Below are 12,769 nucleotides of genomic sequence, written 5' to 3'. Positions count from 1 at the left end.
CTTCGGGCTCCTTCAGAACCGAGGGATGTCGAGCTGCGCGAGCGCGCGGGTCAGCGACCGCGGGTCCTGCGCCGGCGTCTGCTGCTGCCGCAGCCTGTCGAGAACCCTCGCGCGCCGCTCGGCCCGACGGGCGACGCGGCGCGCGACCCATGTGGTGAGCGTGTCGGCCAGCCGGAGCACACGAACCTCGGTGTGGGTCGGAGCCATCAGGTGAAGCGTCGCACTGGTCATGATTCCTCCTCCATTTCGGCGGCGGGGACGGATGTCGGTGCCGACGGCGTCGACAGGTCGAAGAGCTCGGTCCGCAGCGACACCCGCCGGACGTCCGGGCCCGTCTGACCCCGGTAGCGCTCGATCGCGCGCTCGACGATCACCTCGAGCTCATCGCGGAGCGACGTCGCCTGCTCCGGCGTCAGGTCCAGGTGCGTGGTCATGATGATGCCGGTGTCGCGCCAATCCTCCGGCACGTCCGCCTGAGGGCGATTGACGTAGGCCATCAGGGTCTCGTGACGCAGCCGGAAGAACTCCGAGTTGACGATCTGGGCTGCGGCGCGGTTGGCCGGCGAGGTCATATCGTCAGGACCGGGAACGTCGATGCGTCCCTTCGGCCGCTCCCACCACCGCTCGCGGGCGGTGCCGCGCCCCTCCACCTCGCGGATGAGGTCGTGGGCGGCGAGAGCTCGAAGGTGGTAACTGGTCGATCCGGAGGTCTCCCCCACGAGCGCCGCCAGCGAACTGGCGGTCTGCGGGCCACGAGCCGCGAGCAGGTCGAAGATCTTCACCCGAAGCGGGTGCGCCAGCGCCTTCAGCGCCCCGGCATCGAGCGTCCGTACCTGCGTCTCGTTCGTCATGATGCAAAGATACCTTTGCAAAACTTTCTTTGCAAGTATTTCTTTGCAACACTGTCTGCACGGTTCCCGACCTCTGCCCGCATCGGTGGTTAGGCTCGGAGGATGACCGACGCCACGAATCCGCTGCTGCAGCCGTCGACGCTCCCTTTCGGGCTTCCCGATTACCCCGCGATCCGCCCCGAGCACTATCTCCCGGCGTTCCGAGCCGGGTTCGAGGAGCAGCTCCGCGAGGTCGCCCGCATCACGATGGTGCGATCGATGCCGACCTTCGAGAACACCCTCGAGGCGCTCGAACGCTCCGGCGAGTTGCTCGACCGGGTCGCCCACGCCTTCTACACGGTCAGCTCCGCGGATGCGACGCCCGAGATCCAGGAGATCGACGAGCAGCTCGCACCCCTGATGGCCGCTCATCAGGACGCGATCACCCTCGATGCCCAGCTGTACTGGCGGGTCCAGCACGTATTCGAGCAGCGGGATGCTCTCGGTCTCGATGCCGAGCAGCGCTATCTGGTCGAGCGCCACCACCGTGAGATGACGCACGCCGGTGCCGCCCTCGACGATCAGGCCAAAGAACGACTGACGGCGCTGAACCAGAAGCTCTCGACGCTGACGAACACGTTCGAGCGCAACCTGCTGAACGACACGAACGACCTCGCCGTGGTGTTCGACTCCCCCGCGGAGCTCGATGGTCTGAGCACTGGAGAGCTGTCGGCCGCGGCGCGTGCCGCGACGGACCGCGGGCTCGACGGCAAGCTCCTCATCACTCTCCCGTTGTTCACCGGACACCCCGCCCTCGCCCAGCTGCGTGTGCGGGAGTCACGACGGCGCATCATGGCGGCGTCCCTCGCTCGCGGGTCACGTGACAACGCGAACGACAACCGCCCGGTCCTCCTCGAGATCGTACGGCTGCGTGCCGAGCGTGCGACGCTGCTCGGGTACGAGTCGCATGCGGCGTATGTCACCGCCGATGAGACGGCCGGGACTCCGGATGCCGTCGAGCAGATGCTGCGTCGGCTCGCCACCCCCTCCGCGCGCAACGCGAAGGCCGAGCACGCCGCCCTGCAGGCGATCGTCGACGAGACCGAATCCGCCCCGTTCGCCGTGGAGGCCCACGACTGGGCGTATTACACCGAACGGGTGCGCACGGCCCGGTACGACATCGACTCCAGCGCGCTGCGCCCCTGGTTCGAGGCGGAGCGCGTCCTGCAGGACGGCGTCTTCTACGCCGCGACGCAGCTGTACGGTGTGACGTTCGCAGAACGCGACGACCTCGTCGCGTACCATCCCGGCGCTCGGGTGTTCGAGGTGAGCAACGAAGACGGCACGCCCGTCGGTCTGTTCATCCTCGACCTGTACACACGCGACTCGAAGCGCGGCGGCGCCTGGATGAACCCGATCGTGAGTCAGTCCCGCCTGCGCGGTACCGCAGCCGTCGTCGTCAACAACCTCAATGTGCCACTGCCCGGCGACGGCGAGCCCACGCTGCTGACGCTCGACGAGGTCACCACCCTGTTCCACGAGTTCGGTCATGCCCTCCACGGACTCTTCGCGACGGTGACCTACCCGCACTTCGCCGGCACGAACGTGTTCCGCGACTTCGTCGAGTTCCCGAGTCAGGTGAACGAGATGTGGATCCTGTGGCCGGAGGTCCTCGACAACTACGCCCGCCACCACGAGACCGGCGAACCGCTCGACCCCGCCATCGTCGAGCGCCTGCGCGCGACCGAGACCTTCGACCAGGGCCACGCGACGAGCGAGTACCTGGCCGCCGCATGGCTGGACCAGGCCTGGCACCGCGTGGGCGTCGACGCGGAGATTGGTGACGTCGCCGCGTTCGAGGCAGCCGCCCTCGCCGACATCGGGCTCGACGACCCTGCCGTCCCCACCCGCTACTCGTCCACGTACTTCGCACACATCTTCTCCGGTGGCTACAGCGCGGGCTACTACTCGTACATCTGGAGCGAGGTGCTCGACGCCGACACGGTCGACTGGTTCCGAGAGAACGGCGGACTCACCCGCGCCAACGGTGACCGGTTCCGGGGGCGCCTGCTCGGTGTCGGCGGCGCGAAGGACCCGCTGGAGGCGTACCGCGACTTCCGGGGTCGCGACGCCGAGATCGAGCCGCTGTTGAAGCGCCGTGGCCTCGGCGACTGAGTCGTGAGAACCTGGGCGGATGAACGCATTCCCCGACGCACCGTTCGGCCCCGCTGACCGCCTCGACCTCGACGCCACTCCGGTCGCCGTCATCCGCCACAACGGCATCCGCATCGCCGATCTTCAAGACGCGTTCGACGCGGGCTACTCGGCGATCGCCCTCACGTTCGCCGGCGACGTGCTGACCCCGACCGGACCCGCGCTCGCGATCTACCACGGCGACCCGATGGGTGTCTTCGACCTCGAGCTCGGCTTCCCCGTGGACTCCCCGCCGCAGAATCCGATCCCGACGGCGAGCGGGAGTGTCATCGTCGGCTCGGCCCTGCCGTCGGGGGCGGCGGTCGCGACCACCGTGCTCGGTTCCTACGACGAACTGGGTGCCGGGTGGGCAGGGCTCGTCGAACGGGCCGGAGCGCAGGGGCTCCGCCCCGGAGGTGTCTGGATCGAGGTGTACGTCTCCGATCCGAGCACCACGCCGGCAGACCTGCGCACCGACCTCATCATGCCGCTGACCTGATCGAGGTCACGCGCTCTTGCGCTTGCGCTCCATCACGATGGTGGGCGGGGCGCCTTCGTCGACGGCCGCGCGGGTCACGATGACCTTGGCGACGTCTTCTGCCGACGGGATCTCGAACATGATCGGCCCGAGGACGTCTTCGAGGATGGCACGGAGTCCGCGCGCACCGGTCTTGCGACCGACGGCGAGGTCGGCGATCGAACGCAGCGCGTCTTCTTCGAACTCGAGCTGCACGCCGTCGATCTCGAACATGCGCTGGTACTGCTTCACCAGCGCGTTGCGCGGGCCGGTGAGGATGTCGATGAGCGCAGCCTGGTCGAGCGGCGAGACCGAGGTGACGACCGGAAGACGGCCGATGAACTCGGGGATCAGGCCGAACTTGTGCAGGTCTTCGGGAAGCACCTCGCTGAACAGGTCGAGGTCCTTGCCCTTGTCGTGCAGCGGCGCGCCAAAGCCGATGCCGTGCTTGCCGACGCGCGCGGACACGATGTCTTCGAGGCCGGCGAAAGCGCCCGCGACGATGAACAGCACGTTCGAGGTATCGATCTGCAGGAATTCCTGGTGCGGGTGCTTGCGTCCGCCCTGCGGCGGAACCGACGCGACCGTGCCCTCGATGATCTTCAGGAGCGCCTGCTGCACGCCCTCGCCCGAGACGTCACGGGTGATCGACGGATTCTCGGCCTTGCGGGCGATCTTGTCGACCTCGTCGATGTAGATGATGCCCTGCTCGGCGCGCTTGACGTCGTAGTCGGCGGCCTGGATGAGCTTGAGCAGGATGTTCTCGACGTCCTCGCCGACATACCCGGCCTCGGTGAGGGCGGTGGCGTCGGCCACGGCAAAGGGCACGTTGAGGCGCTTGGCGAGAGTCTGCGCGAGGTAGGTCTTGCCGCAGCCGGTCGGACCGATGAGCAGGATGTTGCTCTTCGCGATCTCGACCTCTTCGGCCCGCTGCTCGGCGGACTGCAGAGTGCCGAGTGCACGAACGCGCTTGTAGTGGTTGTAGACGGCGACGGAGAGAGCGCGCTTGGCGGGCTCCTGACCGACGACGTACTCCTCGAGGAACGAGAAGATCTCACGCGGCTTGGGCAGCTCGAACTCGGCGACACCGTCGCCGGAGGACTCGGCCATGCGCTCTTCGATGATCTCGTTGCAGAGCTCGACGCACTCGTCGCAGATGTACACGCCGGGTCCGGCGATCAGCTGCTGGACCTGCTTCTGGCTCTTTCCGCAGAAAGAGCATTTGAACAGGTCAGCGCTTTCACCGATGCGGGCCATGCGCGTCCTCCTATGGGGGGATCAGAGATCGTTCTTCGAGCCTAACCGCTGCATACGACACTGGGCCGCATTGGACCGCACTCGGCATCGGGTCGCGACACATGAGGAGTCAGGAACCGCCGCTACCCCCGGTTCCGGGGCGGCGATTCCCGACCCCTCACGAGATCGACAGAGGGCGTCAGACCATGCTCTTCGTGTGCCAGACCGTCTTCACCTCGGTGAAGGCGCCGATCCGCTCGGGCGAGGCGACGACCTCACCGGGCGTGAGAACGCGCTTCAGGGTGTCGGCGGCCGCGATCTGCATGTCGACCCAGTCGAGGTCGCCGGCACCGGCGAGGTCGAGGGCGTTCACATCCTGGTGCGAGGCCAGCCACGGAGCGATCTCCACGGGTGAACCGGTGAGCACGTTGACGACGCCACCGGGGACGTCGCTCGTGGCCAGGACCTCGGCGAGGCTGATGGCCGAGAGCGGATGCCGCTCGCTGGCCACCACCACGACCGTGTTGCCCGCGACGAGAGCCGGAGCGACGACCGAGACCAGGCCCAGCAGCGCGGAGTCCTGGGGCGCGACGATCGCCACGACGCCCGTCGGCTCCGGAACGGAGATGTTGAAGTACGGCCCCGAGACCGGGTTCGCGTTACCCGCGACCTGCGCGTACTTGTCGCACCACCCGGCGTACCAGACCCAGAGATCGATGGCCTCCTCCACCTGCGTGGCCGCAGCGGAGGACGAGATCCCCTGCTGGGCGACGATCTCATCGATGAACTGCGCGCGCCGCCCCTCGAGCACCTCGGCCACACGGTAGAGCACCTGGCCGCGGTTGTAGGCGGTCGCACCGGACCAGCCCTTGACCGCCGTGCGCGCGGCCACCACCGCGTCACGGGCGTCCTTGCGGGAACCCTTCGCCGCGTTGGCGAGGAACGTGCCCTTGGGCGAGAGCACCTCATACGTGCGGCCCGACTCGCTGCGCGGGAAGGCACCGCCGATCGCCAGCTTGTATGTCTTCGGAACGGTCAGACGCTTACTCATGCTGCGGCTCCCTTGAGGTAGGCGGTGAGGCCCTGACGTCCGCCCTCGCGGCCGTATCCGGACTCCTTGTAGCCGCCGAACGGGCTCGACGGATCGAAGCGGTTGAAGGTGTTGGCCCAGATCACTCCGGCGCGCAGCCGGTCGGCCACCGCGAGGATGCGGGATCCCTTGTCGGACCAGATGCCCGCCGAGAGCCCGTAGGGCGTGTTGTTCGCCTTCGCCACGGCCTCGGCCGGTGTGCGGAAGGTGAGCACCGAGAGCACGGGGCCGAAGACCTCGTCACGGGCGATGCGGTGCGACGCCTCGACTCCGGTGAAGATCGTCGGAGCGAACCAGAACCCCTGCTCGGGGATAGCGCAGTCGGCCGTCCAGCGCTCCGCGCCCTCGGCCTCGCCGATGTCACTCAGCTCACGGATGCGGGCGAGCTGGGCGGCGGAGTTGATCGCACCGATGTCGGTGTTCTTGTCGAGCGGGTCGCCGAGGCGCAGCGTCGACAGGCGCGCCTTGAGCCGGTCGACGACCTCGTCATGGATCGACTCCTGCACCAGGAGGCGGCTCCCTGCGCAGCAGACGTGGCCCTGGTTGAAGAAGATGCCGTTGACGATGCCCTCGACGGCCTGGTCGATCGGCGCGTCGTCGAACACGATGTTCGCAGCCTTGCCGCCGAGCTCGAGGGTCACCTTCTTGTTCGTCCCGGCCACGGCGCGCGCGATGTCGCGACCGACACCGGTCGAACCCGTGAAGGCGACCTTGTCCACATCGGGGTGACGCACGAGCGTCGAACCCGTGGCTCCCGCTCCGGTGACGATGTTCACGACACCGGCCGGAAGGTCGGCCTGCTGCAGGATCTCGGCGAAGATCAGCGCCGTCAGCGGCGTGGTCTCGGCGGGCTTGAGCACGACGGTGTTGCCCGCGGCGAGAGCGGGCGCGATCTTCCACGCGAGCATGAGCAGCGGGAAGTTCCACGGGATGATCTGTCCGGCGACGCCGAGAGCGCGGGGGTTCGCGCCGAGCCCGGCGTGATCGAGCTTGTCCGCCCAGCCCGCGTAGTAGAAGAACCAGGAGGCGACGAGCGGCACGTCGACGTCGCGGCTCTCCTTGATCGGCTTGCCGTTGTCGAGGCTCTCGGCGACGGCGAGCTCGCGGGCACGCTCCTGCACGAGGCGGGCGATGCGGAAGAGGTACTTGCCGCGGTCGCGACCGCTCATCCGCGACCAGGTCTTCTCGTAGGCGCGACGCGCCGCCTTGACCGCACGGTCCACGTCGTCGTCACTCGCGGAGGCGATCTCCGCGATGTGCTTCTCGGTCGCCGGCGAGATGGTGGTGAAGGGCGTGCCGGACCCGTCGACGAACTCGCCGTCGATGAACAGCCCGTAGCTGCTCTTCAGGTTCAGGACCGCAGTGGACTCCGGTGCCGGAGCGTATTCCAGAAATGACATGTTCGTCTTCCCGTCAGTCGATCGTGACGTAGTCGGGGCCCGAGTAGTGGCCGGAGCTGAGCTTCTGACGCTGCAGGAGCACATCGTTGAGAAGGCTGGACGCACCGAAGCGGAACAGGTGCGGCTGCAGCCACTCCTCCCCCACGGTCTCGGCCACCGTGACGAGGTACTTCACCGCGTCCTTCGACGAGCGGATGCCGCCGGCCGGCTTCACGCCGATCTTCTCGCCCGTGCCGCGGTGCCAGTCGCGGACCGTCTCGAGCATCAGCAGGGTGGTCGGCAGGGTCGCCGCCGGCTGCACCTTTCCGGTCGACGTCTTGATGAAGTCGCCTCCCGCCAGGATGCCGAGCCAGGAGGCGCGCTTGATGTTGTCGTAGGTGTTCAGCTCGCCGGTCTCGAGGATCACCTTGAGGGAGGCGTACGAACCGTCTTCCCGGCGGCAGGCTTCCTTCACCTGGGCGATCTGGTCGAAGACGAGGCCATAGCGCCCGGAGAGGAAGGCTCCCCGATCGATGACCATGTCGATCTCGTCTGCGCCCGCGGCGACCGCCTCGGCGGTGTCGGCGAGCTTGATCGCGAGCGACGCGCGGCCGCTCGGGAACGCCGTGGCCACTGCCGCGACCGAGATCAGACCGTCGTCGGGGTCGCCGTGCAGGCCGCCGAGGGCGGTGACCGCGTCGCCCACCATGTCGCCGTACACGCACACGGCCGCGACCCGAGGGGTCGAGGGGTCGGCGGCGTCCGGGGTCTTCGCCTTCGCGACGAGCGAGCGCACCTTGCCGGGAGTGTCCGCACCCTCGAGCGTGGTGAGGTCGATCAGCTTGATGATCGTGTCGAGGGCCCAGGCCTTCGACGTGGTCTTGATGGAGCGGGTGCCGAGCCCCGCCGCACGCTGCTCCAGGCCGACCGCGTCGACACCGGGGAGCCCGTGCAGGAAGCGACGGAGGGTGGCGTCGTCCGGCTCACCGCCGAGGACATCCACCGCCGTCCTGCGGCTGATTTCTGTGGTCGTCACTGTTCCTCCAACAATGCTCGTGCTGTGGTCTCATCGGTCACCAGTACGCCGCACAGGCCACTGGTCACGACCGTACGTGCGATGTCGTGCTTGGCAGGTCCCGCCGTGACGAAGATCGCGTGGGCGGATCCGCGCAGCCGGTCGAGCGACACGCCGACCGTCCGGGCGTCGAGCTGCGAGTCGACGATGTTGCCCTCGGCGTCGACGTAGCGGCCGAGGACGTCGCCGACCGCGCCGCGCCGCGCCAGTTCCTCGACCTCCTCGCCCGTGAGGTAGCCGTTCTCGACGTGGGCGGACGAAGCATCGCAGGGTCCAGCGGTGAACAGGAACGCCTGCGCCTCGGCGGCTTCTTCGAGAACCGCCGCGACCGTGCGGTCGGACTCGATGGCCTGTTTGGTCTCCACGCGCTCGAGGATCGCCGGGCTCGGCAGCAGCGACACCTGGCCGGAGGCGCGCTGGGCGATCGTGACGGCGAGGCCGGCCGCACCGCCGGATCGGCGGTTCAGGCTGACGCCGCCGTTGAGCTGCACGACGGTGACGCCGTTGGCCCATCCGTCGGGAAGCGCCTCGGCGACGGCACGGAGCGTGCGTCCCCAGCTCACCCCGAGCGTGCGCGGAACAGGTCGCAGCGCGGTCAGGAAGTCGGCGGCAGCCTGGGCTACGCGTTCGAGCGTCCCGTCATCGCCCTCGGGCGCGGGAACGACGACGGCATCGGTGAGGCCGAACCGCTCCACCAGGAGCCGCTCCAGACCGAGTCGGCGAGCACGCGGGTGCACGATCTCGATGCGCACGATGCCGCGTTCCTTGGCCTGGACCAGAAGCCGGCCGACCTTCCAGCGGGAGATCTTGAGGAGTCCGCCGATCTCGTCCTGGGTCTTGTCCTCGTCGTAGTAGAGCTCGGCGACGCGAACCATGAGCAGATCTTCTTCCACGGCTTCCTCCTTCCTCACCCAGAGTATGCCGGAATCCGCGTTCGCGCATCCACATGCTCATATGCGCACTATGCGCCGAGCGCGTGCACATTCGCCGGAGACGACGAAGGGGCGCCCGTCATGATGACGGACGCCCCTTCAGGATCGGAAGGCCTCAGACCCGCTTGCGGGTGGTGAGCACCTGGTCGACGATGCCGTACTCCAGTGCCTGCGCGGCGGAGAGGATGTTGTCGCGATCGATGTCGCGGTTCACCTGCTCCGGGGTGCGCTTGGTGTGCCCGGCCAGGGTCTCCTCGAGCCAGGTCCGCATGCGGAGGATCTCCGCGGCCTGGATCTCGATGTCCGAAGCCTGGCCGTGGCCGGCCTCGCCCATCGCGGGCTGGTGGATCAGCACTCGGGCGTTCGGCAGCGCGAGACGCTTGCCGGGCGCGCCGGCCGCGAGCAGCACGGCCGCGGCTGATGCCGCCTGGCCGAGCACGACGGTCTGGATCTGCGGCGCGACGTACTGCATCGTGTCGTAGATCGCCGTCATCGCGGTGAAGGAACCGCCGGGCGAGTTGATGTACATCGTGATGTCGCGCTCGGAGTCCTGGCTCTCCAGGACGAGGAGCTGCGCCATCACGTCGTCGGCCGACGCGTCGTCAACCTGCACGCCGAGGAAGATCACGCGGTCTTCGAACAGCTTGTTGTACGGGTCCTGACGCTTGAATCCGTAGGCCGTGCGCTCCTCGAACTGCGGGAGCACGTAGCGGCTGGAGGGCAGATCACCGGCAGCGCGGAAGGTGGGTGTGTACATGAGCGTCCTTTCGCTTTCCGTTACTCGGTGTCCTGGTCGGTTCCGCCGCCGCCGATGACGTCGGAGGCCGATTCGCGGATGTGGTCGACGAAGCCGTACTCGAGCGCTTCCTCGGCGGTGAACCAGCGGTCGCGGTCACCGTCGGCGTTGATCTGCTCGACAGACTTGCCGGTCTGCGCCGCGGTGATCTCGGCGAGGCGGTTCTTCATCGACATGATGAGCTGCGCCTGGGTCTGGATGTCACTCGACGTACCGCCGAAGCCACCGTGCGGCTGGTGCAGCAGCACTCGGGCGTTGGGCGTGATGTAGCGCTTGCCCTTGGTGCCCGCGGTCAGCAGCAGCTGGCCCATCGAGGCGGCCATTCCGATGCCGACGGTGACGATGTCGTTCGGCACGAACTGCATCGTGTCGTAGATCGCCATACCCGCGGTGATCGAGCCACCCGGCGAGTTCACGTAGAGGTAGATGTCTCGCTCGGAGTCCTCTGCGGCGAGAAGAAGGATCTTCGCGCAGATCTCGTTCGCGTTCTCGTCTCGCACCTCCGAGCCGAGCCAGATGATGCGGTCCTTCAGCAACCTGTCGAAGACGCTCGTTGCGAGGAGGGGTTCTGCAGCCATGTCAGCTCCTGATTCCGTGTTTCAGTGATTCGAATCTACCGGCGACAACGCAGCGCTCAGGCCGTGTTCGCCGTCGGCATATCAGGTGTCGGTGCCGGCAATCTCGTGGGCATAGGCCGTCATCGAGCGGTGGTACCGCGGGAGGTGCGGCACGAGGGCGAGCAGTGCCACCGAGAGCCCCTGCGCCGGTCGCCCGGCGCTCGCGAGGATGAGCGCGTGAACCGTCGCGACGGCGTCACGATAAGGACCGTCCGCCGACAGCTCCTCCTCGGCGCGGATCACGGTGAGAGCCTCGTCGTACTCCCCCAGGTTGCGCAAAGAGCTCGCCAGCTGGATCACGCACTGCGGACGGTGCTCATCGTCGAGGCCCAATGTGAGCGCCCGGCGGTACAGTTCCACCGCCTCGGCAGGCTTCCCCGCCGAGTCCCGCGCGCCGGCACGTTCGAACTCCGCGCGTGCGTCGTCCGATCCGCGCTCGGCGGCCAGGGCGTCGATCCGCGCGATGGTGTCGTCGCCGACCTCTTCGCCCGTCGCGTCGTCCCACACCTCGTCGATGCGCTCATCCCACGTCTTCATCGCTGCTCTCTCCCTGGATGGAAAAGAGGGCGGATGCCGCAGCATCCGCCCTCTTCATTGGATCGTTTGCGATCACTCAGCCTTGTCGGCAGCCTTCTTGGCCGGAGCCTTCTTGGCGGCAGGCTTCTTGGCAGCCGGCTTCTTCTCGGCGGGCTCGTCCGCAGCGTCGGCGTCGGCCTTCTTGGCCGGAGCCTTCTTCGCGGGCGCCTTCTTGGCGGGAGCCTTCTTGGCCGGCTTCTCCTCGGCTTCGGTCTCTGCCTCGGCGGCCTCGTCGTCCGTGACGATGAAGTCGGAGAGGTCGACGGCCTTGCCGTTGCTGTCGACGACCTTGACCTTGCCGAGCGCGATGGCGAGGGCCTTGTTGCGGGCGACCTCACCGACGAGCGCGGGCAGCTGGTTCGAGGACTGCAGCGCCTCGACGAACTCCTGCGGAGCCATCCCGTACTGCGCGGCCGACTGGATCAGGTACTGGCTGAGCTCTTCCTGCGAGACCTGCACGTCGGCCTGCTCGGCGATCGTGTCGAGCAGCACCTGCGTACGGAACTGCTTCTCGCTCGCCTCGGTGACCTCGGCGCGGTGCACGTCGTCCTCGAGACGGCCTTCGCCCTCGAGGTGGTTGTGCACCTCGTCCTCGATGAGCTGCGGCGGAACCGGGATCTCGATCTTCTCGAGCAGCGCCTCGACGAGCTTGTCGCGCGCGGCGGAACCCTGCGTGAAGACACCCTGCTGTGCGACGCGCTCGGCCAGGCTCTCGCGGAGTTCCGCGATGGTGTCGAACTCGCTCGCGATCTGCGCGAAGTCGTCGTCGGCCTCGGGAAGCTCGCGCTCCTTGACGGCCTTCACGCTCACGGAGACCTCGGCCTCGGAGCCGGCGTGGTCGCCGCCCACGAGAGCCGAGCGGAACGTGGTGTCCTCACCGGCGGTGAGCGACTCGATCGCGTCGTCGATGCCCTCGAGCAGCTCGCCGGAGCCGATCTCGTAGGAGACACCCTCGGCGCGGTCGATCTCGGCGCCGTCGATCGTCGCGACGAGGTCGAGTTCAACGAAGTCGCCCTTCGCTGCGGGACGGTCGACGGGGACGAGCGTGCCGAAGCGCGCGCGCATGTTGTCGAGCTCGGCGTCCAGTGCGGCCTCGTCGGCCTCGACGGCGTCGACCGTCACGGTGATGTCGTCGTAAGCGGGCAGATCGATGTCGGGGCGGACGTCCACCTCGATGTCGACGAGCAGGTCTCCGGAGAAGTCCTTCTCGTTCGGCCACTGCGTGATGTCAGCGGCCGGACGGCCGACGACGCGCAGCTTGTGCTCGACCGTGGCGTCACGGAAGAACTTGTCCAGGCCCTCGTTCACCGCGTGCTCGATGACCGCACCGCGGCCGATGCGCTGATCGATGATGGGCGCCGGGACCTTGCCCTTGCGGAAGCCGGGGATCTGCACGTCCTGAGCGATGTGCTCGTAGGCGTGAGCGATGCTGGGCTTGAGGTCGTCCGGGGTGACCGTGATGCTGAGCTTGACCCGGGTCGGGGTCAGCTTCTCGACGGTGCTGTTCGCCATGCTGGTGTGTTCTCCT

At 67.8% G+C, this 12,769-nt stretch carries 13 protein-coding genes; 2 read left to right on the top strand and 11 right to left on the bottom strand.

What is annotated here, in order from left to right:
- Window positions 1–12: 12 nt before the first annotated feature.
- Together HCX50_RS06415 and HCX50_RS06410 are read right to left on the bottom strand one after the other, a co-directional pair.
- On the bottom strand, window positions 13–231 hold the full coding sequence (locus HCX50_RS06415) for a hypothetical protein (protein ID WP_091037121.1): 219 nt from the start codon (window positions 229–231) through the stop codon (window positions 13–15).
- Entirely contained in the window at window positions 228–851 is a 624-nt protein-coding gene (locus HCX50_RS06410; protein ID WP_167633371.1) for an ArsR/SmtB family transcription factor, read from the bottom strand. The genes HCX50_RS06415 and HCX50_RS06410 overlap by 4 nt, the downstream gene beginning before the upstream one ends.
- Window positions 852–953: 102 nt before the next feature.
- Here HCX50_RS06410 and HCX50_RS06405 point away from each other — a divergent pair, with 102 nt between their 5' ends.
- Both HCX50_RS06405 and HCX50_RS06400 read left to right on the top strand, forming a co-directional pair.
- On the top strand, window positions 954–3,005 hold the full coding sequence (locus tag HCX50_RS06405; RefSeq protein WP_167633370.1) for a M3 family metallopeptidase: 2,052 nt from the start codon (window positions 954–956) through the stop codon (window positions 3,003–3,005).
- 19 nt (window positions 3,006–3,024) lie between these two features.
- Window positions 3,025–3,522, top strand: a complete 498-nt coding sequence (locus tag HCX50_RS06400) for a GyrI-like domain-containing protein (protein WP_167633369.1) — start codon at window positions 3,025–3,027, stop codon at window positions 3,520–3,522.
- A 6-nt stretch (window positions 3,523–3,528) separates the two neighbouring features.
- On the opposite strand, the gene clpX is transcribed toward HCX50_RS06400, so the two are convergent.
- The 9 genes from clpX to tig form a co-directional block, all read right to left on the bottom strand.
- Window positions 3,529–4,797 (bottom strand): ATP-dependent Clp protease ATP-binding subunit ClpX, encoded by a 1,269-nt coding sequence (clpX, locus tag HCX50_RS06395; protein WP_091037133.1) that lies wholly within the window; start codon window positions 4,795–4,797, stop codon window positions 3,529–3,531.
- A gap of 178 nt (window positions 4,798–4,975) precedes the next feature.
- Window positions 4,976–5,827, bottom strand: a complete 852-nt coding sequence (locus HCX50_RS06390) for an aldehyde dehydrogenase family protein (protein ID WP_167633368.1) — start codon at window positions 5,825–5,827, stop codon at window positions 4,976–4,978.
- Window positions 5,824–7,266, bottom strand: coding sequence for an aldehyde dehydrogenase family protein (locus HCX50_RS06385; protein WP_091037138.1), 1,443 nt, complete (start codon window positions 7,264–7,266; stop codon window positions 5,824–5,826). Before HCX50_RS06385 ends, HCX50_RS06390 begins: the two co-directional genes overlap by 4 nt.
- A 13-nt stretch (window positions 7,267–7,279) precedes the next feature.
- On the bottom strand, window positions 7,280–8,281 hold the full coding sequence (gene deoC, locus HCX50_RS06380; protein ID WP_167633367.1) for a deoxyribose-phosphate aldolase: 1,002 nt from the start codon (window positions 8,279–8,281) through the stop codon (window positions 7,280–7,282).
- Entirely contained in the window at window positions 8,278–9,213 is a 936-nt protein-coding gene (locus tag HCX50_RS06375; RefSeq protein ID WP_337749022.1) for a sugar-binding transcriptional regulator, read from the bottom strand. Before HCX50_RS06375 ends, deoC begins: the two co-directional genes overlap by 4 nt.
- A gap of 154 nt (window positions 9,214–9,367) precedes the next feature.
- Window positions 9,368–10,009 carry an ATP-dependent Clp protease proteolytic subunit gene (locus tag HCX50_RS06370; RefSeq protein WP_029261627.1) on the bottom strand — a complete coding sequence of 214 codons (642 nt, stop codon included), beginning with the start codon at window positions 10,007–10,009 and terminating at the stop codon, window positions 9,368–9,370.
- 20 nt (window positions 10,010–10,029) lie between these two features.
- Entirely contained in the window at window positions 10,030–10,626 is a 597-nt protein-coding gene (locus HCX50_RS06365) for an ATP-dependent Clp protease proteolytic subunit (protein WP_017830295.1), read from the bottom strand.
- 81 nt (window positions 10,627–10,707) lie between these two features.
- A complete protein-coding gene (locus tag HCX50_RS06360; RefSeq protein WP_091037143.1) occupies window positions 10,708–11,202 on the bottom strand; it encodes a tetratricopeptide repeat protein in 495 nt (164 codons plus the stop codon).
- 72 nt (window positions 11,203–11,274) lie between these two features.
- A complete protein-coding gene (gene tig, locus HCX50_RS06355) occupies window positions 11,275–12,753 on the bottom strand; it encodes a trigger factor (RefSeq protein ID WP_091037145.1) in 1,479 nt (492 codons plus the stop codon).
- Between the last annotated feature and the right edge of the window lie 16 nt (window positions 12,754–12,769).

It is taken from the genome of Microbacterium sp. B19(2022), from assembly GCF_012030385.1.
Taxonomy (GTDB): domain Bacteria; phylum Actinomycetota; class Actinomycetes; order Actinomycetales; family Microbacteriaceae; genus Microbacterium; species Microbacterium oxydans_B.
Note: the sequence above shows the minus strand (reverse complement) of the source record. Positions and strands in the feature narration are given on the sequence as shown.

Excerpts from the sequence above, each read along its gene's own strand:
- HCX50_RS06410 (WP_167633371.1), bottom strand. The coding sequence starts at position 851 with ATGACGAACGAGACGCAGGTACGGACGCTCGATGCCGGGGCGCTGAAG.
- HCX50_RS06370 (WP_029261627.1), bottom strand. The coding sequence starts at position 10,009 with ATGTACACACCCACCTTCCGCGCTGCCGGTGATCTGCCCTCCAGCCGC.
- HCX50_RS06405 (WP_167633370.1), top strand. The coding sequence starts at position 954 with ATGACCGACGCCACGAATCCGCTGCTGCAGCCGTCGACGCTCCCTTTC.
- HCX50_RS06400 (WP_167633369.1), top strand. The coding sequence starts at position 3,025 with ATGAACGCATTCCCCGACGCACCGTTCGGCCCCGCTGACCGCCTCGAC.
- HCX50_RS06365 (WP_017830295.1), bottom strand. The coding sequence starts at position 10,626 with ATGGCTGCAGAACCCCTCCTCGCAACGAGCGTCTTCGACAGGTTGCTG.
- HCX50_RS06390 (WP_167633368.1), bottom strand. The coding sequence starts at position 5,827 with ATGAGTAAGCGTCTGACCGTTCCGAAGACATACAAGCTGGCGATCGGC.
- HCX50_RS06360 (WP_091037143.1), bottom strand. The coding sequence starts at position 11,202 with ATGAAGACGTGGGATGAGCGCATCGACGAGGTGTGGGACGACGCGACG.
- tig (WP_091037145.1), bottom strand. The coding sequence starts at position 12,753 with ATGGCGAACAGCACCGTCGAGAAGCTGACCCCGACCCGGGTCAAGCTC.
- HCX50_RS06385 (WP_091037138.1), bottom strand. The coding sequence starts at position 7,266 with ATGTCATTTCTGGAATACGCTCCGGCACCGGAGTCCACTGCGGTCCTG.
- clpX (WP_091037133.1), bottom strand. The coding sequence starts at position 4,797 with ATGGCCCGCATCGGTGAAAGCGCTGACCTGTTCAAATGCTCTTTCTGC.
- HCX50_RS06415 (WP_091037121.1), bottom strand. The coding sequence starts at position 231 with ATGACCAGTGCGACGCTTCACCTGATGGCTCCGACCCACACCGAGGTT.